The sequence below is a fragment of the Citrobacter portucalensis genome (genome assembly GCF_002042885.1).
In the GTDB taxonomy this organism is placed as follows: domain Bacteria; phylum Pseudomonadota; class Gammaproteobacteria; order Enterobacterales; family Enterobacteriaceae; genus Citrobacter; species Citrobacter portucalensis.
Genome location: NZ_MVFY01000013.1, coordinates 109,638 through 131,305, shown reverse-complemented (window position 1 = coordinate 131,305; position 21,668 = coordinate 109,638). Strand labels below are relative to the sequence as shown.

The window sequence follows — 21,668 nt, the reverse complement described above, 5'->3', positions numbered from 1 at the left end:
CAGAATTTGCCTGGCGGCTGTAGCGCGGTGGTCCCACCTGACCCCATGCCGAACTCAGAAGTGAAACGCCGTAGCGCCGATGGTAGTGTGGGGTCTCCCCATGCGAGAGTAGGGAACTGCCAGGCATCAAATAAAAGCGAAAGGCTCAGTCGAAAGACTGGGCCTTTTGTTTTATCTGTTGTCTGTCGGTGAGCGCTCTCCTGAGGAGGACAAATCCGCCGGGAGCGGATTTGAACGTTGCGCAGCAACGGCCCGGAGGGTGGCGGGCAGGACGCCCGCCATAAACTGCCAGGCATTAATTAAAGTGAAAAAGCCCATCCTGACGGATGGGCTTTTTTGCGTCTGTGTGGAATGAAAACCGCCGGATGCGGCGTGCCGCCTTATCCGGCCTACAGGGGCCGGGCTGAACGTATTTTGTAGGCCTGATAAGCGCAGCGCATCAGGCTCATCACAACACCACGGTTACCATCTTATCCATTGCGTAACAAAATCAGCAAGTTGCTGTATGTCGTTGATATCTAACAATGGAACATCTACCGTCAGCGGAACATCACTGGCAACCGCGATAACATATTCGTCTATCGCCAATTCTTCAGGACTATGCCCGCAACCGTCGCGAAAAAGCACGATCTTAGCGACAGGTTCATGCTTAAACCCTTCAACCAGCACTAGGTCCAACGTTGCTGCATCCATCCGGCTTACCAGATACGCTAAATCCAGTTCGGGCTCTTCCGGTGTTTCTACCATTAATGCCCAACGTTGCTGGCTGGCGACCAGCGTTTGTGCTGCACCGGCTTTGCGCAGTTCATAGCTATCTTTACCGGGCTTGTCGACATCCATATTGTGATGAGTATGTTTAATCAATCCGGGACGTATACCTCTGGCACGTAATTCCGGGATCAACTTTTTGAGCAGCGTGGTTTTTCCCGTCCCGCTCCATGCCGCAATGGCGAGTAATGGGATCATGATTTTTCCTGCCATTTTGCAAGCTCTTCGGGGGTGTTCACGTTTACGAACGCATCTTTATGATCGCTGAAATCGACAGCATGACCGCCAGCCAGACGCATAAAGACCATAACGCGTCGTTCACCGGACTGAAGATAATCCTGCAGCAAAGGCTGCATAGAGCGGTGCATCAGCGCAATGGTTGGGTGATCTCTTTCCCCATCATGCACCCAAACAACGGGTGCAGCTTTACGTTGCTCTTTTAAACGAGCGACCAGATCGTGAGGAATATAGGGCATATCGCACGGGCAAAACAGAAACCACTCCCCCGTTTGCTGCAGGAATACCGATAGCATCCCGGCCAGTGGGCCAGGGAAATCGGCCAAGGAATCGGGAATAACTTTCAGGCCGCTTTGCTGGTATATATCCCGGTGGCGATTGGCATTAACCACCACGGTTTCGACCTGCAAAGCGAGAATGTCGGCCACATGCCGCCAAAGAGGTTTACCGTCCAGTTCAAGCAGACCTTTATCGGTTCCACCCATCCGTCTGGCCTTACCGCCAGCCAGCACAACCCCTGTTATTGCACTATCCAGAATCACTGATATCGCCTCTTTTAATGTGGGATTGACCCTGCTAACGTATCTGTATTGAGCCTAAGGAGCACAACCATGAAATGTAAACGTCTGAATGAAGTTATTGAACTCCTCCAGCCTGCCTGGCAGAAGGAACCCGATCTTAACCTGATGCAATTTTTGCAGAAACTGGCGCAAGAGTCAGGTTTTGACGGCGAACTGGCGGATTTAACTGATGACATTCTGATCTATCACCTGAAAATGCGAGACTCAGCGAAGGATGCTGTCATCCCAGGTATTCAGAAAGATTATGAAGAAGATTTTAAAACCGCACTACTCCGCGCTCGTGGCGTAATTAAAGAGTAAAAGCTTGTAATCGCCGCCACCGAAAGCGCTGCGAAATGATATCCTGAATCATTCGTAGTATTTTCCGGATGATGGGATGAACGACAACGCTTTTAATTTCCAGACGCTACACCCGGATACCATCATGGATGCACTGTTTGAGCAGGGGATCCGGGTGGATTCCGGGCTTACCCCGCTTAACAGCTATGAAAACCGTGTCTATCAATTCCAGGACGAAGACCGTCGACGCTTTGTCGTTAAGTTTTATCGCCCTGGACGTTGGTCTGTCGATCAGATCCAGGAAGAGCACCAGTTTGCTCTGGAACTGGTAAGCGATGAAGTCCCGGTAGCTGCGCCGTTGGTACTGAACGGCCAAACGCTGTTAAGTCACCAGGGTTTCCATTATGCGATCTTCCCCAGCGTCGGTGGGCGCCAGTTTGAGGCCGACAACATCGATCAGATGGAGGCGGTCGGGCGCTATCTCGGGCGTATGCACCAGACCGGATCCAAGTGTACTTTTGCCTTCCGACCGACGATTGGCCTTGAAGAATACCTGACTGAGCCGCGTAAAGTTTTTGAACACGCACAGCTTATCCCATCAGGGCAAAAAGCGGCTTTCCTGAAGGCAACGGATGCGCTTATCGCGGTGGTTACCGAACGCTGGCATACGCGTTTTACTGCGTTACGCCTGCACGGTGATTGTCATGCCGGTAATATTCTGTGGCGCGATGGCCCGATGTTTGTCGATTTAGATGATGCCCGCAATGGTCCGGCTATTCAGGATTTATGGATGCTCCTCAATGGTGATAAAGCTGAACAACGCATGCAGCTAGAAACCATTATCGAGGCTTATGAAGAGTTTAGTGAGTTCGACATCTCTGAAATCGGACTGATAGAACCTTTACGCGCTATGCGTTTAGTTTATTATCTTGCCTGGCTGATTCGACGTTGGGCTGACCCTGCGTTCCCAAAAAACTTCCCGTGGTTAACCGGGGAAGATTACTGGCATCGTCAGACCGCGACCTTTATTGAGCAGGCAAAAATTCTGCAAGAGCCCCCCTTACAATTAACGCCAATGTATTAATCGGAGAAACTTGAACATGAAAAAAATATGGCTGGCGCTGGCTGGTATGGTCTTAGCTTTTAGCGCATCTGCAGCGCAGTTCCAGGATGGTAAACAATACATCACCCTGGAGAAGCCTGTTGCGGGTGAACCGCAAGTGTTGGAGTTCTTCTCCTTCTACTGCCCGCACTGCTACCAGTTTGAAGAAGTGCTTCATGTGTCTGATAACGTGAAGAAAAAACTGCCGGAAGGCACCAAGATGACCAAATACCACGTCGAGTTTCTCGGGCCTTTGGGCAAAGATCTGACGCAGGCATGGGCGGTTGCAATGGCGCTGGGCGTTGAAGATCAGGTCACTGTTCCGCTGTTTGAAGGGGTTCAGAAAACCCAGACCGTTCAGTCTGTTGCTGATATCCGTAAAGTGTTTGTCGATGCGGGTATTAAAGGCGAAGACTATGATGCGGCATGGAACAGCTTCGTAGTGAAATCTCTCGTGGCACAGCAGGAAAAAGCAGCGGCTGATTTACAGCTGCAGGGCGTTCCGGCTATGTTCGTGAATGGCAAATATCAGGTCAACCCGCAGGGCATGGATACCAGCAGCATGGATATCTTTGTACAACAGTATGCGGATACCGTGAAATACCTGGTCGGTCAGAAGTAAAAGCAAAAGCCGGTCACTGACCGGCTTTTTTATTTGCGGCTTTAATCGCGTCGAGCTGCGCGTCTTTCTCACTCCACAGCGTATTCAACCACAGCTGAAAGCGGCGCTTGAATGCCTTATCGTTCACGTAATCACCGTGTAACTCTTCATGGATTGGCTCCAGATTCACCCGCACGACAATCCTCGTTAGCTTACCGCTCAGCATATCGTAGAACGGTCGGCTACTGTTTTCCGGATAGCACAACGTGACATCCAGCATTTTATCGAACTGTGACCCCAGCACATTTAATGCCATCGCAATACCGGCCGCCTTGGGTGGGAGCAGGTTTTGATAAGGAGAACGGGTTTGCTCACGCTTCTCATGAGTAAACCGCGAACCTTCGACAAAATTCACAATGGTTGTCGGGTGCGCACGAAATTTCTCGCAGGAACGACGCGTCGTTTCGACATCTTTACCACGGCGTTCCGGATGGCGAAGCAGATAGCCACGTGAATAGCGTTTCATAAACGGCATATCCAGAGCCCAGCAAGCCAGGCCAATAAAGGGCACCCAGGCCAACTGCTGCTTGAGGAAATATTTATTCATCGGGATGTGCTTACGTAACAGAACGCAAAGCACAACGATATCGGCCCAGCTGTAATGATTACAAATGAGCAGATACCAGTTTTTCTTGCTAAGACCTTCCAGTCCTTCAACATCCCACTTCAGCCGTGGATTAAGGTGCAGCAGTAGCGCCAGACCTTCACACCAGCAGTACATCATGAAATTACAGAAGACAGAAACCTTGCGCCAGACGACAGGAATGGGCAAAAGGAGTTTCACAACCCCGGCAAGGATGATCGGCACAGAACAAAAAATTGTGACCAATATGGTCAATACGATACTCAGCAACAGCGTTATCGCAGCGAGTATTCTCGTCATAATTAAATTATTCAAAAGGTTAGCCATAGACAGTGCGCGAAAGAGGCGCAAGGGGCTGATTTTATCAGAAAACGAACCAAATGATGGATCTTCCCTGAATAGAAAAAAAGAGAATATCTATCCACATCAGGATATAAGCTGTAAAAATGGAATAAAATGCTGCGCGCTAAATTAAGTTTATGAAAAATATGTATAAATACAATGAAGCACTAATTGCCTTGCTATATTTAAAGAACTGAAAATTATTTACTCACAAAGTTATCCACAGCCGTGTTTGCGAGCAAAGCAGAAGATCTGCAAAAGTTTTTCGACAAATGCGGCGAAAAACTCATGTTTTCATCCTGTCTGTGGCATCCTTTACCCATAATCTGATAAACAGGCACGGACATTATGGTTCAGATCCCAGAAAACCCACTTATCCTTGTAGATGGCTCATCTTACCTGTATCGCGCATACCACGCGTTCCCACCGCTGACTAACAGCGCAGGAGAACCTACGGGCGCGATGTACGGTGTCCTCAACATGCTGCGTAGCTTGATTCTGCAATATCAACCAACCCATGCAGCGGTGGTATTCGACGCCAAGGGTAAAACCTTCCGTGATGAATTATTCGAACATTATAAGTCTCACCGCCCACCGATGCCGGACGATCTGCGTGCGCAGATTGAACCTCTGCATGCGATGGTAAAGGCGATGGGGCTGCCACTGTTGGCTGTTTCTGGCGTGGAGGCGGACGATGTTATCGGTACGCTGGCGCGGGAAGCAGAGAAGATCGGTCGCCCGGTGCTGATTAGCACCGGTGATAAAGATATGGCTCAGTTGGTGACGCCGAATATCACCCTTATCAACACCATGACCAATACGATCCTCGGCCCGGATGAAGTGGTAAATAAGTACGGCGTCCCGCCGGAACTGATCATCGATTTCCTGGCGCTAATGGGTGACTCCTCAGATAACATTCCTGGCGTTCCAGGCGTAGGCGAAAAAACCGCTCAGGCACTGCTGCAGGGGCTGGGTGGGCTGGATACCCTCTATGCCGAATCAGACAAAATAGCGGGGCTGACCTTCCGTGGTGCGAAAACCATGGCGGGCAAACTTGAGCAGAACAAAGAGGTGGCGTACCTCTCTTATCAATTGGCTACCATCAAAACCGATGTTGAGCTGGAATTGACCTGTGAGCAGCTGGAAGTGCGTCAGCCCGCTGCAGAAGAACTGCTTGGCCTGTTTAAACAGTATGAATTTAAACGTTGGGTTACCGACGTTGAAGCGGGTAAATGGCTACAGGCGAAAGGGACGAAGCCGGCGGCAAAACCGCAAGAAACTATTGTCGTCGATGAAACGCCTGAGGAGCCGGCCACGGTTCTTTCGTATGAAAACTATGTGACGATTCTGGACGAAGCGACGCTGGAAGAGTGGATCGCTAAGCTGAAAAAAGCACCTGTCTTTGCCTTCGATACTGAAACTGACAGCCTGGACAACATTTCCGCGAATCTGGTTGGCCTGTCTTTTGCCATTGAACCGGGTGTGGCGGCGTATGTTCCTGTTGCCCACGATTACCTGGATGCCCCTGACCAGATCGCGCGCGACCGTGCGCTGGAGCTGCTAAAGCCGCTGCTGGAAGATGAGAACGCGCACAAAGTCGGGCAAAATCTGAAGTACGATCGCGGCATCCTGGCGAACTATGGCATCGAGCTGCGCGGCATCACCTTTGACACCATGCTCGAATCCTACATTCTTAACAGCGTCGCTGGACGACACGATATGGACAGCCTGTCGGACCGCTGGCTGAAACATAAAACCATCACCTTTGAAGAGATCGCCGGAAAAGGCAAAAACCAGCTGACCTTTAACCAGATAGCACTGGAAGAGGCTGGCCGTTACGCTGCGGAAGACGCCGACGTTACGCTACAGCTGCATCTGAAAATGTGGCCAGAATTGCAGCAGCATAAAGGGCCGTTGAACGTCTTTGAAAATATCGATATGCCGCTGGTGCCGGTTTTGTCTCGCGTTGAGCGCAACGGTGTGAAAATCGATCCGGCTGTTCTGCACAAGCATTCAGAAGAGCTGACGCTGCGTTTGAATGAGCTGGAGCAAAAAGCGCACGAGATCGCCGGAGAAGCGTTTAACCTCTCTTCCACTAAGCAACTGCAAACTATCCTGTTTGAAAAGCAGGGTATTAAGCCGTTGAAGAAAACCCCTGGCGGCGCGCCATCAACGTCGGAAGAGGTACTGGAAGAGCTCGCGCTGGATTACCCATTGCCGAAAGTGATCCTGGAATATCGTGGTTTAGCAAAACTGAAGTCGACCTATACGGATAAGCTTCCGTTGATGATTAACAAGAAAACCGGGCGCGTGCACACCTCCTACCATCAGGCGGTTACTGCCACCGGGCGCTTGTCTTCAACGGATCCAAACCTGCAAAACATCCCGGTACGTAATGATGAAGGTCGTCGTATTCGTCAGGCGTTCATTGCGCCAGAAGACTACCTGATTGTCTCTGCGGACTACTCACAGATTGAACTGCGTATCATGGCGCACCTTTCACGTGATAAAGGTCTGCTTACCGCGTTTGCCGAAGGGAAAGACATTCACCGCGCAACGGCGGCAGAAGTCTTTGGTTTACCGCTTGATTCTGTGACCAGCGAGCAACGCCGCAGCGCTAAAGCCATTAACTTCGGTTTGATCTACGGGATGAGCGCCTTTGGTTTGGCGCGCCAGTTGAATATTCCGCGCAAAGAAGCACAGAAGTACATGGATCTCTACTTTGAACGCTACCCTGGTGTGTTGGAATACATGGAACGCACCCGCGCGCAGGCGAAAGAGCAAGGCTATGTAGAAACGCTGGAAGGTCGCCGTCTCTATTTACCGGATATTAAATCCAGTAATGGTGCTCGTCGCGCTGGTGCTGAACGTGCGGCCATTAACGCCCCGATGCAGGGAACTGCTGCAGACATTATCAAACGAGCCATGATTGCCGTGGATGGATGGCTGCAAACCGAGCAACCGCGCGTGCGCATGATCATGCAGGTACACGATGAACTGGTGTTTGAAGTGCACAAAGATGATCTGGAAAGCGTCTCCAAAAAGATCCACCAACTGATGGAAAACGAGACTCAGATTGACGTGCCGTTGCTGGTGGAAGTCGGGAGTGGTGAAAACTGGGATCAGGCGCACTAAGGGTTTACTTAATAACGCTCCTATTTCGTAACTAAGCAACATAAGAGAGAGCTTTTTGTGATGTCCATTAGAATTCCCTATGTAAGGAATGAAAAAAAATTACAAAAAGTGCTTTCTGAGCTGCTCAAAAAAGAGTAAAGTTATTCTCGTAGGGTACAGAGGTAAGATGTTCTATCTTTCAGACCTTTTACTTCACGTAATCGGATTTGGCTGAATATTTTAGCCGCCCCAGTCAGTAATGACTGGGGCGTTTTTTATTGTGCGAAAGAAAAGTTTTGCACATGCTGTAGGCCGGATAAGACGCGCAGCGGCGTCATCCGGCATATCGGTGAGTTATTCCTCTTCCTGCACCTCTTCAACCGGTGCCAGTTCACTAAACCAGCTATCCAGTTTTTGCCGCAGTTTGTCCACACCCAGTTTTTTCAGCGATGAAAATGCTTCTACCTGCACATCACCATTAAATGCCAGTACGGCTTCACGTACCATATTCAGCTGCGCTTTGCGTGCACCGCTGGCCAGCTTATCTGCTTTAGTCAGCAGTACCAGAACCTGAACGTTGCTCTCAACTGCCCACAGGATCATCTGTTGATCGAGATCTTTTAACGGGTGACGAATATCCATCAGCACTACCAGACCTTGCAGGCTCTGACGTTTTTCCAGATATTCAGCCAGCGCGCGTTGCCATTTACGCTTCATTTCTTCTGGAACTTCGGCATAACCGTATCCTGGCAAATCGACCAGGCGTTTGCCGTCAACGACTTCAAACAGGTTGATGAGCTGAGTACGACCCGGCGTTTTAGATGTACGCGCCAGACCTTTTTGATTCGTCAGGGTATTTAGCGCACTGGATTTGCCTGCGTTGGAACGGCCAGCAAAAGCCACTTCGATACCGGTATCGGAAGGTAAGTGGCGAATATCAGGCGCACTCATTACAAAGTGCGTCTGTTGATAATTCAAGTTAGTCAAAGCAGTCCTCTCCATCAATCAGGGCTTTGCAGCGATTATACCTGAACCCCAGCAAAAGGCTGGTTTTTCGACGAGTGGGCTGTGTAAGTAAAAACCTCGCGCTTTGTGAGACATTGCCGACAGTTTCTATACGAGATGACAGAGTAAAAATTGACAGAACTAAAATAAATCATATGGTTACATTTGGGCGCTATTCTTAAAATCAGAAATTGTTACCCAGGTTACTTGTACGTTTAAACCAAAACGGTAAAGTAGCGTCCATAGCGAGGAAGCTGAAAGGATAGACGACTCAGGATGAGGGTCAGGAGCGCCAGGAGGCGAAGACACAGGATTGTCAGGAAGACAAACGTCCGGAGACGTTAATAAAAGGAAATGGAAACAACACGGAATGTTAGAGGCTAAGGGAAAAACAGGGTGTGTTGATAGCCAACAGGGATTGTAGAGCCCGTAAGGGTTGAGAGTCAGGAAAAAAGGCGACAGATTACTCTGTCGCCTTTTTTCTTTATTTCTGCTAGATTCCGGCGCAATTATATACTGAATAAAAACAGCCAAAGACGAATCATGATGAAACCAACTTCTACACCACGCGGTAAAGGTCCTGCAAAAGCGCGTCGTAAAACACGCGAAGAAATTAACCAGGAAGCTCGCGACCGTAAGCGCCAGAAAAAACACCGTGGTCATGCGGCAGGTAGCCGTGCGTCCGGTAGCGAAGGCGCATCTGGTGGCGGAAACCAAAATAAGCAAAAAGATCCTCGTATTGGCAGCAAAACCCCCATTCCATTGGGCGTGACCGAAAAAGTCACCAAACAGCACAAACCGAAGAGTGAGAAACCTATGCTTTCACCACAGGCTGAGTTGGATTTACTGGAAACGGATGAGCGCCTGGATGCGCTGCTGGAGCGTCTTGAAGCAGGAGAAACCCTGAGCGCGGAAGATCAGTCCTGGGTTGATGCCAAGCTGGATCGCATCGATGAGCTGATGCAAAAGCTGGGTCTTTCTTACGATGACGAGGAAGAAGAGGAAGAAGAAGAAAAGCAGGAAGACATGATGCGCCTGCTGAAAGGCGGCAACTAACGGTTTTACACCGTGGGTCTTCCCGTCCTGCTTATAACCCTTCCGGTTATATGTTATCTGGTGTGGTTATTCGTTAAACTACAGCGGTTGTCGCGGCGACAGAAGTGGCTGCGCAACCGACTTATCACCCGTACTGGGGTTAAGTCGGTACGCCGTACCCGCCAGAGACGCCATCGGAAGGAGTGAGCATGTCAGAGCAGTTAATAGACTGGGACCTGGCCCTGATCCAGAAATATAACTATTCCGGGCCACGATATACCTCGTACCCGACCGCGCTGGAGTTTTCTGAAGACTACGGCACTGAGGCATTTCTAAAGGCCGTGGCGCGTTATCCTGAGCGTCCTCTCTCGCTGTACGTTCACATTCCGTTCTGCCACAAGCTGTGCTACTTCTGCGGCTGTAACAAGGTCGTGACTCGCCAGCAGCATAAAGCCGATCAATACCTCGATGTCTTAGAACAAGAAATTATTCATCGCGCACCGCTGTTCGCCGGACGTCATGTCAGTCAGCTGCACTGGGGCGGCGGCACGCCTACGTACCTGAATAAAGCGCAAATCAGTCGTTTGATGTCGCTGCTGCGTGGCAACTTTAACTTTAACGACGACGCTGAAATCTCGATCGAAGTGGATCCGCGTGAAATTGAGCTGGATGTGCTCGATCATTTACGCGCTGAAGGTTTTAACCGCCTGAGCATGGGGGTGCAGGACTTCAATAAGGAAGTTCAGCGCCTGGTGAACCGTGAGCAGGATGAGGAATTCATCTTTGCGCTGCTGAATCATGCGCGTGAGATTGGCTTTACCTCGACGAATATCGATCTGATTTATGGTTTGCCAAAACAGACGCCGGAAAGTTTCGCCTTCACCCTGAAACGCGTTGCTGAGCTGAATCCAGACCGACTGAGTGTCTTTAACTACGCGCACCTGCCGACGCTGTTTGCCGCTCAGCGCAAAATTAAAGATGCCGACCTGCCCAGCGCGCAGCATAAGCTGGATATCCTGCAGGAAACCATCTCTTCACTGACCGAAACTGGCTATCAGTTCATTGGCATGGATCACTTTGCCCGCCCGGATGACGAACTGGCCATTGCTCAACGCAAGGGTGTGCTGCATCGTAATTTCCAGGGTTATACCACCCAGGGTGATACCGATCTGCTGGGAATGGGCGTGTCAGCCATTAGTATGATTGGTGACAACTACGCGCAGAACCAGAAAGAGCTGAAGCGCTATTATCAGCAGGTAGACGAGCAGGGGGACGCGCTGTGGCGCGGAATTGCCCTGACCCGTGACGACTGCATTCGTCGGGATGTTATCAAGCTCCTGATCTGCAACTTCCGCCTCGACTATGCCGCTGTGGAACAGCAATGGGATCTGAACTTCGCTGACTATTTTGCCGAAGACCTGAAACTGCTGGCACCGCTGGCGAAGGATGGGCTGGTGGATGTCGATGAGAAGGGGATTCAGGTCACGCCGAAGGGCCGTCTGCTGATCCGTAATATTTGCATGTGCTTCGATGCGTATCTGCGCCAGAAAGCGCGGATGCAGCAATTCTCGCGGGTGATTTAACGCTTTTCCGGGTGGCGCTTCGCTTATCGTGCCTACGAAAATCTCAATACGTAGGTCGGGTAAGCGAAGCGCCACCCGGCGAACCCGCTAGCTGAACAGTCCAACCAGCGCTGCGCACAATACTGCGGCGACCGCAGTTTGTGGCGTATGGCTTTCGACCGCACCGCTCGACAGCAGATTAATGATTGATTCCAGCATGATGACTTCCCCCCGTTAGTCGGGCACGATCATACTTAACTCATCGGAACAGTAAAGCGCAAAATAGCAGCTATTTGCGCTCAATTATTAATCTTTACACAGTGACGATATGTCACTCCATTCCGAGTTCTTTTAGCTTACGCGTCAAGGTATTACGACCCCAACCGAGCAAGCGTGCCGCTTCCTGTTTATGCCCCTGGGTATGACGTAGCGCGGTAGTCAACAGCGTGCGCTCCATCTCTGGTTGGGCCTCAGAAAGCAAGTTTTGATGACCGGAGCGTAATGCCCGATCCGCCCACTGTGCCAATAGCGTTGCCCAACTATCCGGCTGCATATGGGACGGTGCATCTGGCACAGAGGTTTCAAACAGCTCGGTTGGTAAGTCCTGAATCAGGACTTCCTGCCCGGCGGCCATGACGGTTAACCAGCGGCAGGTGTTCTCAAGCTGACGTACGTTACCTGGCCAGGCCAGACGGGTGAGCGCAGCCTCGGTTTCCGGGTGTAATTGTTTGGCTTCCACCCCCAGTTCGCGGGCGGCCTCCTGCAGGAAATGACGCGCCAGGCGGGGGATATCTTCCCGACGTTCACGCAGTGGCGGCAGATGTACCCGGATGACGTTCAGGCGATGGAATAAGTCCTCACGGAATTTGCCTTCCTGCACGCGTAGTTCAAGATTCTGGTGCGTGGCGGCGATAATGCGTACATCTACCTTTACGGGCGCGTAACCGCCAACGCGGTAAAACTGTCCGTCGGCTAATACGCGCAATAAACGCGTTTGCACGTCCAGCGGCATATCGCCAATTTCATCGAGGAACAGCGTACCGCCGTCTGCCTGTTCAAAGCGCCCCTGACGAATGGTATTCGCCCCGGTAAACGCGCCTTTCTCGTGGCCAAACAGCTCAGATTCGATCAAATCTTTCGGGATTGCCGCCATGTTCAGCGCGATAAACGGCGCTTTGACGCGCGGGCTATGACGGTGCAACGCATGGGCGACCAGCTCTTTACCGGTTCCTGACTCCCCATTAATCAATACGCTGATTGAAGACCGGGACAGGCGACCAATAATGCGAAAGACGTCCTGCATTGCTGGCGCTTCGCCGATGATGTCGGTTGTGGGGCCGTTAATCTGAACATTACGCGGCTGCTGCTGTTCCTGATAATGACTGATGGCGCGCTCGACCAACGCCACGGCTTCATCAATATCAAAAGGTTTGGGCAGATAATCAAACGCTCCTTGCTGATAGGCGCTGACGGCGGCATCCAGATCGGAGTGCGCGGTCATTATGATGACCGGAAGCATCGGATGCCGCTGTTTAATCTGTTTTAACAGCGTCAGGCCGTCCATACCCGGCATGCGGATATCCGACAACAGCACGTCCGGCGTTTTGCTGGCCAGCGCGTCCAGTACCTCTTTACCACTTTCAAATGTGGTACAGCTTAGCCCTGCCCCTGCGAGCGCACGTTCAAGCACCCAACGGATGGAACTATCGTCATCAACGACCCAGACTATTCCTCGTTGCATAAACGTCACCTTATTTCCTGATAGGCAGGTAAACCGAGAACTCGGTATGACCCGGCCAACTGGTAAATTCAATTTTGCCGGAATGTTGATCAATCAAATTACGGGCGATAGATAATCCAAGGCCGGTACCGCCTTCGCGACCGCTAACCATTGGGTAGAACAGCGTATCCTGCAAATGCGAGGGAATACCTGGACCGTTATCCTCTACATCAATTCGTGCCGCCAGACGGTAACGCATGCCGTGTAGCGTGAGCTGAAACGCGGTGCGGGTGCGCAGAATGATCTCGCCGCCTTCCGGTCCCAGCGCCTGCAAAGCATTGCGTACGATGTTCAGCAAAACCTGCTCGATCTGGTCCGGGTCGTGCAGTAATTCGGGCAGACTTGGGTCGTAATCCCGGATTAGCGTGACGTTTTCCGGCAGCTCCATCGAGACCAGCGCCACCACGCGTTCCGCCACTTTGTGAATACTTTCCGTGATGTGCATGCCGGGCTGTTGTGGCCCCAGCAGACGGTCGACCAGATTACGCAGGCGGTCCGCCTGTTCAATAATGACTTTGGTATATTCGGTCAGCGCCGGGTCCGGAAGCGCTTTACTGAGAAGTTGCGCCGCACCGCGTAATCCGCCCAGCGGGTTTTTAATTTCATGTGCCAGACCACGCACCAGATCGCGGGCAGCAATCTGCTGGGCGTGCTGGAGCTGTTCCTGACTCAGACGGCGCTGATTATCCATAGGGGCCATCTCCAGCAAGATAAGGCCATCAGGCAGCCTCTGAGCGGTCACAGAGAGGATATGTGAGTGGCTGTCTATCACCAGCGTCACTTCGTTATCCGTAAAGCCCTGGCCTGCTTCCAGGCTCTCTCGCATAAGTCCGATGTTTAAGGAGAAATAACTCAACAGATCGGGAAGCGGGGTACCAAACAGTTTGCGGGAGCTTTGGGCGAGCAACTGCTGTGCCGCCGGGTTGGCGTAATGTACAGCCAGCTCATCGTCGACGAGTAAGATGCTGTTGATTAAAGAATTTAGGATCTGCCCAGCATCGGGCAGCGTGCCGGTTGCCATTCAGCAGTCTCCTGAAAAGTGTTGCACCAATTTAGTGCATTATAGCTTTTTACATCAAAAAAGCGCGAAAAAGCAGGTTGTTAGTGGAGAAAAAAGCCCATCCAGAGATGGGCTACAGATGACTGGCAAACATAGATGCCGGATGGCGGATTTGCCTTATCCGGCCTACAAGGTAATGTTACCCTCCAGGCCTGATAAGTTTGCGCCATCAGGCGTCCTATCATTCACCATCGATCTCAAGCCTGCCTGAGCAGGCTAAAAGTTCCACGGCAACTCAAACGATTAAACGCTGTAGTACAGCTCAAACTCTACCGGGTGCGGAGTCATGCGCACGCGGTCATCTTCTTCGCGACGCAGCGCAATGTACGCATCGATCGCTTCATTGGTGAACACGCCGCCTGCGGTCAGGAACTCGCGGTCCAGATCCAGTTCTTTCAGTGCTTCTTCCAGAGAACCAGCAACCTGTGGGATCTCTTTCGCTTCTTCCGGCGGCAGGTCGTACAGGTTTTTGTCCATTGCTTCGCCCGGGTGGATCTTGTTCTTAATACCGTCAAGACCAGCCATCAGCAGCGCTGCGAAGCACAGGTACGGGTTAGCAGCCGGGTCCGGGAAACGCACTTCGATACGACGCGCTTTCGGAGAAGCAACTACCGGGATACGGATAGACGCAGAACGGTTACGGGCAGAGTAAGCCAACATTACCGGTGCTTCGTAACCCGGGACCAGACGCTTGTAGGAGTTGGTGGTCGGGTTAGCCAGGGCGTTGATCGCTTTAGCGTGCTTGATTACGCCACCGATGTAGTACAGCGCCTGCTCAGAGAGACCCGCATATTTGTCACCGGAGAACAGGTTTACGCCGTTCTTGGACAGGGACATGTGGCAGTGCATGCCGGAACCGTTATCGCCAAACATTGGTTTTGGCATAAAGGTCGCGGTTTTACCGAAACGGTGAGCGACGTTGTGAACGACATATTTGTAGATCTGAATTTCGTCCGCTTTTTTGGTCATGGTGTTAAAGCGGGTCGCGATTTCGTTCTGACCGGCAGTCGCCACTTCGTGGTGATGCGCTTCAACAACCAGGCCCATTTCTTCCATGATCAGACACATGGTAGAACGGATATCCTGAGAAGAATCTACCGGAGGAACCGGGAAGTAACCGCCTTTCACGCCTGGACGGTGACCTTTGTTACCACCTTCGTATTTGGTGGAGGAGTTCCATGCGCCTTCGATGTCATCGATAGCCACGTGGGAACCGGAAATAGTTGCGCCGAAACGGATGTCGTCAAACAGGAAGAATTCTGGCTCTGGTCCGAACAGAACGGTGTCTGCGATGCCGGTAGAACGCAGATACTCTTCAGCACGTTTAGCGATGGAGCGCGGGTCACGGTCGTAGCCCTGCAGCGTACCTGGTTCCAGGATATCGCAACGGATGATCAGGGTAGACTCTTCAAAGAACGGGTCGATGAGAGCAGTAGACGCATCTGGCATCAGAACCATGTCTGATTCGTTAATGCCTTTCCAGCCACCGATTGAGGAGCCGTCAAACATTTTGCCTTCTTCAAAGAATTCGGCATTTACCTGATGAGCAGGAATAGTGACGTGCTGTTCTTTACCTTTGGTATCAGTGAAGCGTAAATCAACAAACTTCACTTCGTGTTCGTTCAGCATCGTCAAAACGTGTTCAGCGGACATACTTACTCTCCCGGATTAGTCATTGTCGTCGTGGTAACGAAGTCTTCAATTCTGCAAAAATTGGCCGTGTCGCCATAAAAAATATAAAGCGAAATCTGTGCCAACTTTTAAATTGCCCCTAAAAGGCGTTATCATGCGCACCATCGTGCAAAGGGGCTGCACCATGAAGGTTGTATTGCACCATTATAGTGCTTTAATGTGAACATTAAGCACCATATTGGTGCAAAGCATGTCAGATTACCCCTTTTAACGCTCCGTGAATGTGATCACAAAGAAACTCTGCAATACTTGTTTGCGGAGGATGTTTGTGATCCTGTTTTGTACTGCGATTAATCCGTGTACAATAACGCGCTATTTCTAAAATGCCTGAGGCAAAGTTGTGATCGAAAATTTGCGTAACATCGCCATCATCGCGCACGTAGACCATGGTAAAACGACCCTGGTAGACAAGCTGCTCCAACAATCCGGTACGTTCGATGCACGTGCTGAAACCCAAGAGCGCGTGATGGACTCCAACGATTTGGAGAAAGAGCGTGGGATTACCATCCTCGCTAAAAACACCGCTATCAAATGGAATGACTACCGTATCAACATCGTTGATACCCCGGGGCACGCCGACTTCGGTGGTGAAGTTGAACGTGTAATGTCCATGGTCGACTCTGTGCTGCTGGTGGTGGATGCAATGGACGGTCCGATGCCGCAGACGCGCTTCGTGACCAAAAAAGCCTTTGCCCATGGCCTGAAGCCAATTGTTGTTATCAACAAAGTTGACCGTCCTGGCGCGCGTCCTGACTGGGTTGTTGATCAGGTATTTGACCTGTTCGTTAACCTCGACGCTACCGACGAGCAGCTGGACTTCCCGATCGTTTACGCTTCTGCGCTGAACGGTATCGCGGGTCTGGATCACGAAGACATGGCTGAAGACATGACTCCGCTGTATCAGACTATCGTTGATCGTGTACCGGCTCCGAGCGTAGATCTTGATGGCCCGCTGCAGATGCAAATCTCTCAGCTGGACTACAACAACTACGTTGGCGTAATCGGTATCGGCCGCATCAAACGCGGTAAAGTTAAACCGAACCAGCAGATCACTATCATTGATAGCGAAGGCAAAACCCGTAACGGTAAAGTCGGTAAAGTTCTGACCCATCTGGGTCTGGAACGTATCGAGAGTGATATTGCCGAAGCAGGCGATATCATCGCGATCACCGGTCTGGGCGAACTGAACATCTCCGACACCATCTGCGACCCGCAGAATGTTGAAGCGCTGCCAGCTCTGTCCGTTGATGAACCGACCGTTACCATGTTCTTCTGCGTAAACACCTCTCCGTTCTGCGGTAAAGAAGGTAAATATGTTACCTCTCGTCAGATCCTTGACCGCCTGAACAAAGAGCTGGTGCACAACGTTGCGCTGCGCGTTGAAGAAACCGAAGATGCGGATGCGTTCCGTGTATCCGGTCGTGGTGAGCTGCACCTGTCTGTTCTGATCGAAAACATGCGTCGTGAAGGTTTCGAAATGGCGGTTTCCCGTCCGAAAGTAATCTTCCGCGAAATCGACGGCCGTAAACAAGAGCCGTTCGAAAACGTAACGCTGGACGTTGAAGAGCAGCACCAGGGTTCTGTGATGCAAGCTCTGGGTGAGCGTAAAGGCGACCTGAAAAACATGAATCCAGATGGCAAAGGCCGCGTACGTCTTGACTACGTGATCCCAAGCCGTGGTCTGATCGGCTTCCGTTCAGAATTCATGACCATGACTTCCGGTACCGGTCTGCTGTACTCCACCTTCAGCCACTACGACGATGTTCGTGCGGGTGATGTGGGTCAGCGTCAGAACGGCGTACTGATCTCCAACGGCCAGGGTAAAGCAGTTGCGTTCGCACTGTTCAGCCTGCAGGACCGCGGTAAGCTGTTCCTGGGTCACGGTGCTGAAGTTTACGAAGGCCAGATCATCGGTATTCACAGCCGCTCTAACGACCTGACTGTAAACTGCCTGACCGGTAAGAAACTGACTAACATGCGTGCGTCTGGTACTGACGAAGCAACGGTTCTGGTTCCGCCGGTTAAGATGACTCTGGAGCAGGCTCTGGAATTCATCGATGACGACGAACTGGTAGAAGTAACACCAACCTCTATCCGTATCCGTAAGCGTCACCTGACTGAAAACGATCGTCGCCGTGCAATGCGTGGCGCGAAAGAAGAGTAATTAACACTCTTTTTCAGGTAAGCACAAAAAAGCCGCTGATTATCAGCGGCTTTTTTATTTCGGAAAGATTAGAAGAAATACTTAGCCCCGACACGAATTTGATTTTGTTCGCGGTGATAAGGTTCTACATTGCGATCTAACCAGCGTAGTTCCAGGTAGGGTAACCAATGTTCATTAATACGATACTTGAAGGTATTCGTAATCTCCCAGTGATGATCTTTTCCGTTACTGCTATTGAAGTCATTCACTCGAATAAAATAGTGCGGCTCAAAGGTATAGGAAAATTTATCGGTGATAGTAAAATTCCAGTAGTTGCCTATTTCATAGGTATCATTATTGTCCTGGTCACCGTTTAGATCGGTTGAGCTGTAGTTATTATGGTTATATCGGTTACGCACGGTAAGATTAAACCATGGGGTAAATTTATAGTTAACATCCAGATAAGCTGCACCACCGGAACCCGTACTCTTATCATTTATCAACCCACCTGGCTGGATAGTTAATTTATCTGTCGGTTTAAATAACGGATACCAGCCCTCTATTTCATTATAGCCGTGTTTTAACTCATCCTTGCGTTGCATGGTGTAGGTGTTGGTGAGCATGATACCCGCGCCCATATCGGAGTTATAGCCAACGCGCATCATCACTTCTATCTGATCTGACGCCAGATTATATGCCTCGCGGTTCTCGACATAGGCACCCGCAAAAACAGAGGTAGAAGCAACCGAAGATAAGAGAATTATTGTTGTTAACTTTTTCATAATAAATCCATTTTTTAAGCGTAGGGAGGCCGCCATCCATTAAGATGGAATAGGCGGCTATTATTTTTATACGTTTACAGCAGAGGTATTATTTTTAGTGGTAACAGGATCCGATAGAGCATTGTTTTTTTTCCGTTGGCTGATTTCCTCAATAATAAAAGCAAAGCGAGTTTCGTTGAGCTTATAAAATAAACCCATCGTGAATGCAGCGATAATGGCCAATCCACAAGGCCAAAGGAAAATAAGCTGACGCAGGCCGAGCAAAGTTGCATCGCTTTGAGTTATGTTGGGGATATAACCGATTTGCGTCAGCATGATGCCTGGCAGGAAACCAGCGAGCGCAGCGGAAATTTTGCGCGAAAAGGTATAACCCGTATACACCGAACCTTCCGCGCGGATCCCTGTTTTCCATTCGCCATAATCGACCGTATCCGGAACCAGCGCCCAGTTCAGGCTGTTAACAAAAGCGGTTCCGAAGAAGGCCATACAGGAGAATGTCACGAACAAAAATGATGTGCTGCCCCAGAAAAAGTTCAGTACATCGCCGATAGCCCATAATGCCAGACCGCCGAGGTAAACCTGCTTTTTACCGAAGCGTTTCACCGCAGCGGGAACCAGCAGTACCCCAACCAGAATGCATCCCATGCTGAAGAACCCCATCCACGACAGCAGATGAATATCATTGAGCACGTACTGGGTGTAGTACACCTGGATTGCCAGCTTGATGTTGAATGCCGCCAGCGTGCATAAGTTGGCGACACACAGCACCAGCAGGGGAGGGTTACGGAAAATGGCACAGAACGATTTGAGAATGCTGGGCTTATGGTGATCCGGCACGATTTCGATATAGCGTTCCTTCACTCCGCTGAAACACCACCACATGCTGAACAGCCCGCAGACTGAAAAGATCAGTGCGGCAATCAGATAACCCAGCGAAGGCGAACTGACAAATAGAGCCTGAATTGGCATAAAGCCAACGGTGCACAGTAACAGACCTACGGTAGCGCCGCCCTGACGCCAGGCAGCGAGCTGAGCGCGTTCATGCGGGTTTTTAGTGATCGCAGGCACCATCGCGCCGTATGAGCAGTTCATCAGGCTATAGAACAGACCGAACAGCATAAACAACACCGTTGCCAGTCCGGTTTTCACCGTTAGCGTAAAATCAGTCGCTAAAAACTGCGCGCTGGCAACGACTGCGACAGGAAATGACGCATACAAAATAAAAGGTCTGAATTTACCTTTTGCGCCAATATTACGCCTTGAGTCCAGCAATACACCGGTCAACATATCAGTGAAGGCGGTGAAGAACTTCGCCACCAGAAAGATAATCCCACCGTAATACGCCGGCATCCCTAGTTCATCGGTATAAAATTTAAGCAGATACAGTGTGCCGATACACAGCATCAAATTTGAGCCGAAGTCACCCACTCCGTAGGCGAATTTTTCACGCAGGCTCAGTTTTAGCGTTAGCGGATCATGAAAAGACATAATCGCTCCTCAATAGCGCCCCGTAGAGCGCTATTCATTATTATTATCAAACGGGTTGTTTACGCGCTTCTATCTCTTCAACGATGCGGACATACATCTTCTCGTTAAGGTTGTAGAAACAGCCCATAGCCACAATGGTGATCACCGCTAAAGCGCAGGGATAAATAAAGATCAACTGACGCAAACCTTCGACCGTACTTGCTGATTGCACCACGTTGGGAACGTAGCCGATTTGCGTCAGCATCCAGCCGGGGAAGAATCCTGCCAGCGCTTGTGACACTTTACGAAAGAAGGTGAAACCGGTGTATACCGTGCCTTCAGAGCGTACGCCGGTTCGCCATTCGCCATATTCCACCGTATCGGAGACCAGCGCCCAGTTCAGGCTGTTAACGAATGCTGAGCCGAAGAACGCCAGGCAGGAGAAGGCGACAAAGCTGACGGAACCGCCACCAAAGAAGTAGTTAAGCAAATCCCCTGCAACCCAAATTAGCAAACCGCCAATGTAGACTTTTTTCTTGCCGAAACGCCTAACCATTCCTGGCATCAAGAAGACGCCGATGAAGATACAGCCCATGCTGAAAAAGCCCATCCAGGAAAGGAGGATTGGGTCATTCAGTACGTACTGGGTGTAATAGACCTGAATTGCCAACTTAACGTTAAATGCGCCAAGCGTACAAAGGTTGGCAACGCACAGAATAAACAGAGGGCGGTTACCGGCGATGGCGCGGAAGGATTGCAATAATCCCGGTTTTTGCGCGGCATCCACGGGTTTCACTTCCACGTAGCGTTCTTTTACCCCGGCATAGCACAGCCACATAAACAGCAGGCCAAACAGCGAGAACAACGTGGCAGCGAAGATATAACCCAGCTGTGAATTGCCTTCGATCAAGTTCATTACCGGTACAAAGCCGACTGTACATAGCAACAAACCCAGGGTTGCGCCCCCTTGTCGCCAGGCTGCCAGTGAAGCGCGCTCGTCCGGATTTTTCGTAATCGCGGGAACCATTGCACCATAGGAGCAGTTCATCATGCTGAAGAACAGTCCGTACAACATAAACAGCACCGTTGCCATCACCGTTTTACCGGTTACTTCAAACGGTGTACCGACAAAGTTGGCAATCGCCAGCAAGGTAACTGGAAATGCGGCGTAAAGAACGAACGGACGGAATTTACCTTTCGGGCCGATTTTGCGGCGGGAATCGAGCATAATCCCGGTGCCCATATCGGTAAACGCGGTAAAAAATTTGGCGATAAGGAAAATGATGCCGCCATAAGTTCCTGGTAAACCAAGGACATCGGTATAAAACTTGAGTAAATAGAGGGTACCAATGTCCAACAGGATATTGGAGCCTAAATCACCCATCCCATAGGCGAGTTTTTCTTTGAACGGCAAGCGTAGGGTTGCCGGATTAGAGGAATTCTGACTCATTATTATTCTCCATTTGCCCGCGAGT

20 protein-coding genes, 1 rRNA gene and 1 pseudogene are annotated in these 21,668 nt (G+C 50.6%); 11 read left to right on the top strand and 11 right to left on the bottom strand.

What is annotated here, in order from left to right; translation table 11 throughout:
- Positions 1–9 precede the first annotated feature (9 nt).
- Positions 10–125, top strand: a 5S ribosomal RNA gene (gene rrf, locus BZK40_RS18680).
- A gap of 337 nt (positions 126–462) precedes the next feature.
- On the opposite strand, the gene mobB is transcribed toward rrf, so the two are convergent.
- A complete protein-coding gene (gene mobB, locus BZK40_RS18675; RefSeq protein WP_095533157.1) occupies positions 463–981 on the bottom strand; it encodes a molybdopterin-guanine dinucleotide biosynthesis protein MobB in 519 nt (172 codons plus the stop codon).
- On the bottom strand, positions 963–1,547 hold the full coding sequence (gene mobA, locus BZK40_RS18670; protein ID WP_003028614.1) for a molybdenum cofactor guanylyltransferase MobA: 585 nt from the start codon (positions 1,545–1,547) through the stop codon (positions 963–965). The genes mobB and mobA overlap by 19 nt, the downstream gene beginning before the upstream one ends.
- A gap of 69 nt (positions 1,548–1,616) precedes the next feature.
- Here mobA and BZK40_RS18665 point away from each other — a divergent pair, with 69 nt between their 5' ends.
- From BZK40_RS18665 to dsbA, 3 genes are all read left to right on the top strand, one after another.
- Positions 1,617–1,886: a YihD family protein gene (locus tag BZK40_RS18665; RefSeq protein ID WP_003028616.1), complete on the top strand. Its 270-nt coding sequence runs from the start codon at positions 1,617–1,619 to the stop codon at positions 1,884–1,886.
- 76 nt (positions 1,887–1,962) lie between these two features.
- Positions 1,963–2,949 carry a serine/threonine protein kinase gene (locus tag BZK40_RS18660; RefSeq protein WP_079935085.1) on the top strand — a complete coding sequence of 329 codons (987 nt, stop codon included), beginning with the start codon at positions 1,963–1,965 and terminating at the stop codon, positions 2,947–2,949.
- Positions 2,950–2,965: 16 nt separating this feature from the next.
- On the top strand, positions 2,966–3,589 hold the full coding sequence (gene dsbA / locus BZK40_RS18655; protein ID WP_003028621.1) for a thiol:disulfide interchange protein DsbA: 624 nt from the start codon (positions 2,966–2,968) through the stop codon (positions 3,587–3,589).
- Between the two features lie 13 nt (positions 3,590–3,602).
- Here the strand turns inward: dsbA and yihG are convergent, their stop codons facing one another.
- Positions 3,603–4,457 (bottom strand): 1-acylglycerol-3-phosphate O-acyltransferase, YihG family, encoded by an 855-nt coding sequence (gene yihG, locus BZK40_RS18650; protein ID WP_223849077.1) that lies wholly within the window; start codon positions 4,455–4,457, stop codon positions 3,603–3,605.
- Here yihG and BZK40_RS24850 point away from each other — a divergent pair.
- From BZK40_RS24850 to spfP, 3 genes are all read left to right on the top strand, one after another.
- Positions 4,351–4,686, top strand: coding sequence for a hypothetical protein (locus BZK40_RS24850; RefSeq protein WP_224759913.1), 336 nt, complete (start codon positions 4,351–4,353; stop codon positions 4,684–4,686). The two genes, yihG and BZK40_RS24850, sit on opposite strands and share 107 nt — an antisense overlap.
- A 215-nt stretch (positions 4,687–4,901) precedes the next feature.
- Entirely contained in the window at positions 4,902–7,688 is a 2,787-nt protein-coding gene (gene polA, locus BZK40_RS18645; RefSeq protein WP_048237100.1) for a DNA polymerase I, read from the top strand.
- Between the two features lie 166 nt (positions 7,689–7,854).
- Positions 7,855–7,902, top strand: a complete 48-nt coding sequence (gene spfP, locus BZK40_RS25075) for a small protein SpfP (RefSeq protein ID WP_071892919.1) — start codon at positions 7,855–7,857, stop codon at positions 7,900–7,902.
- Positions 7,903–8,021: 119 nt separating this feature from the next.
- On the opposite strand, the gene yihA is transcribed toward spfP, so the two are convergent.
- Positions 8,022–8,654 carry a ribosome biogenesis GTP-binding protein YihA/YsxC gene (gene yihA / locus BZK40_RS18640; protein ID WP_071845249.1) on the bottom strand — a complete coding sequence of 211 codons (633 nt, stop codon included), beginning with the start codon at positions 8,652–8,654 and terminating at the stop codon, positions 8,022–8,024.
- A gap of 209 nt (positions 8,655–8,863) precedes the next feature.
- On the opposite strand from yihA, the pseudogene BZK40_RS24845 reads away from it, so the two are divergent.
- The 3 genes and pseudogenes from BZK40_RS24845 to hemN all read left to right on the top strand — a co-directional run bounded on the left by BZK40_RS24845 (position 8,864) and on the right by hemN (position 11,290).
- Positions 8,864–9,049 (top strand): annotated as a pseudogene (locus tag BZK40_RS24845) (hypothetical protein).
- 169 nt (positions 9,050–9,218) lie between these two features.
- Positions 9,219–9,728, top strand: coding sequence for a Der GTPase-activating protein YihI (yihI, locus tag BZK40_RS18630; RefSeq protein WP_003028627.1), 510 nt, complete (start codon positions 9,219–9,221; stop codon positions 9,726–9,728).
- A gap of 188 nt (positions 9,729–9,916) precedes the next feature.
- The gene (gene hemN, locus BZK40_RS18625; RefSeq protein ID WP_079935084.1) at positions 9,917–11,290 is read left to right on the top strand and encodes an oxygen-independent coproporphyrinogen III oxidase; all 1,374 of its coding nucleotides are present in this window, start codon (positions 9,917–9,919) and stop codon (positions 11,288–11,290) included.
- 87 nt (positions 11,291–11,377) lie between these two features.
- Here hemN and BZK40_RS24250 read toward each other — a convergent pair whose 3' ends face one another.
- The 4 genes from BZK40_RS24250 to glnA form a co-directional block, all read right to left on the bottom strand.
- Positions 11,378–11,488 carry a YshB family small membrane protein gene (locus BZK40_RS24250; protein WP_020996121.1) on the bottom strand — a complete coding sequence of 37 codons (111 nt, stop codon included), beginning with the start codon at positions 11,486–11,488 and terminating at the stop codon, positions 11,378–11,380.
- A 112-nt stretch (positions 11,489–11,600) separates the two neighbouring features.
- Entirely contained in the window at positions 11,601–13,010 is a 1,410-nt protein-coding gene (glnG, locus tag BZK40_RS18620; protein WP_003825317.1) for a nitrogen regulation protein NR(I), read from the bottom strand.
- A 10-nt stretch (positions 13,011–13,020) separates the two neighbouring features.
- Positions 13,021–14,070, bottom strand: coding sequence for a nitrogen regulation protein NR(II) (gene glnL, locus BZK40_RS18615; protein ID WP_008786986.1), 1,050 nt, complete (start codon positions 14,068–14,070; stop codon positions 13,021–13,023).
- 282 nt (positions 14,071–14,352) lie between these two features.
- Positions 14,353–15,762, bottom strand: coding sequence for a glutamate--ammonia ligase (gene glnA, locus BZK40_RS18605; RefSeq protein ID WP_008786987.1), 1,410 nt, complete (start codon positions 15,760–15,762; stop codon positions 14,353–14,355).
- Positions 15,763–16,141: 379 nt separating this feature from the next.
- Between glnA and typA the strand changes: the two genes are divergently transcribed.
- The gene (gene typA / locus BZK40_RS18590) at positions 16,142–17,965 is read left to right on the top strand and encodes a ribosome-dependent GTPase TypA (protein WP_008786988.1); all 1,824 of its coding nucleotides are present in this window, start codon (positions 16,142–16,144) and stop codon (positions 17,963–17,965) included.
- 68 nt (positions 17,966–18,033) lie between these two features.
- Here the strand turns inward: typA and ompL are convergent, their stop codons facing one another.
- The 3 genes from ompL to BZK40_RS18575 all read right to left on the bottom strand — a co-directional run bounded on the left by ompL (position 18,034) and on the right by BZK40_RS18575 (position 21,643).
- Positions 18,034–18,726, bottom strand: coding sequence for a porin OmpL (gene ompL / locus BZK40_RS18585; protein ID WP_060683033.1), 693 nt, complete (start codon positions 18,724–18,726; stop codon positions 18,034–18,036).
- A 66-nt stretch (positions 18,727–18,792) separates the two neighbouring features.
- Complete coding sequence (locus BZK40_RS18580; RefSeq protein ID WP_079935083.1) at positions 18,793–20,214, bottom strand: MFS transporter; 1,422 nt, start codon at positions 20,212–20,214, stop codon at positions 18,793–18,795.
- Positions 20,215–20,260: 46 nt separating this feature from the next.
- The gene (locus BZK40_RS18575; RefSeq protein ID WP_048227542.1) at positions 20,261–21,643 is read right to left on the bottom strand and encodes an MFS transporter; all 1,383 of its coding nucleotides are present in this window, start codon (positions 21,641–21,643) and stop codon (positions 20,261–20,263) included.
- Positions 21,644–21,668: the final 25 nt, after the last annotated feature.

What these genes read in the sequence shown, in the direction of transcription:
- mobB (WP_095533157.1), bottom strand. Translation starts at nt 981, where the DNA reads ATGGCAGGAAAAATCATGATCCCATTACTCGCCATTGCGGCATGGAGC.
- BZK40_RS18665 (WP_003028616.1), top strand. Translation starts at nt 1,617, where the DNA reads ATGAAATGTAAACGTCTGAATGAAGTTATTGAACTCCTCCAGCCTGCC.
- BZK40_RS18660 (WP_079935085.1), top strand. Translation starts at nt 1,963, where the DNA reads ATGAACGACAACGCTTTTAATTTCCAGACGCTACACCCGGATACCATC.
- dsbA (WP_003028621.1), top strand. Translation starts at nt 2,966, where the DNA reads ATGAAAAAAATATGGCTGGCGCTGGCTGGTATGGTCTTAGCTTTTAGC.
- BZK40_RS24850 (WP_224759913.1), top strand. Translation starts at nt 4,351, where the DNA reads ATGAAATTACAGAAGACAGAAACCTTGCGCCAGACGACAGGAATGGGC.
- polA (WP_048237100.1), top strand. Translation starts at nt 4,902, where the DNA reads ATGGTTCAGATCCCAGAAAACCCACTTATCCTTGTAGATGGCTCATCT.
- yihI (WP_003028627.1), top strand. Translation starts at nt 9,219, where the DNA reads ATGAAACCAACTTCTACACCACGCGGTAAAGGTCCTGCAAAAGCGCGT.
- hemN (WP_079935084.1), top strand. Translation starts at nt 9,917, where the DNA reads ATGTCAGAGCAGTTAATAGACTGGGACCTGGCCCTGATCCAGAAATAT.
- BZK40_RS24250 (WP_020996121.1), bottom strand. Translation starts at nt 11,488, where the DNA reads ATGCTGGAATCAATCATTAATCTGCTGTCGAGCGGTGCGGTCGAAAGC.
- glnG (WP_003825317.1), bottom strand. Translation starts at nt 13,010, where the DNA reads ATGCAACGAGGAATAGTCTGGGTCGTTGATGACGATAGTTCCATCCGT.
- glnL (WP_008786986.1), bottom strand. Translation starts at nt 14,070, where the DNA reads ATGGCAACCGGCACGCTGCCCGATGCTGGGCAGATCCTAAATTCTTTA.
- glnA (WP_008786987.1), bottom strand. Translation starts at nt 15,762, where the DNA reads ATGTCCGCTGAACACGTTTTGACGATGCTGAACGAACACGAAGTGAAG.
- ompL (WP_060683033.1), bottom strand. Translation starts at nt 18,726, where the DNA reads ATGAAAAAGTTAACAACAATAATTCTCTTATCTTCGGTTGCTTCTACC.
- BZK40_RS18580 (WP_079935083.1), bottom strand. Translation starts at nt 20,214, where the DNA reads ATGTCTTTTCATGATCCGCTAACGCTAAAACTGAGCCTGCGTGAAAAA.
- BZK40_RS18575 (WP_048227542.1), bottom strand. Translation starts at nt 21,643, where the DNA reads ATGAGTCAGAATTCCTCTAATCCGGCAACCCTACGCTTGCCGTTCAAA.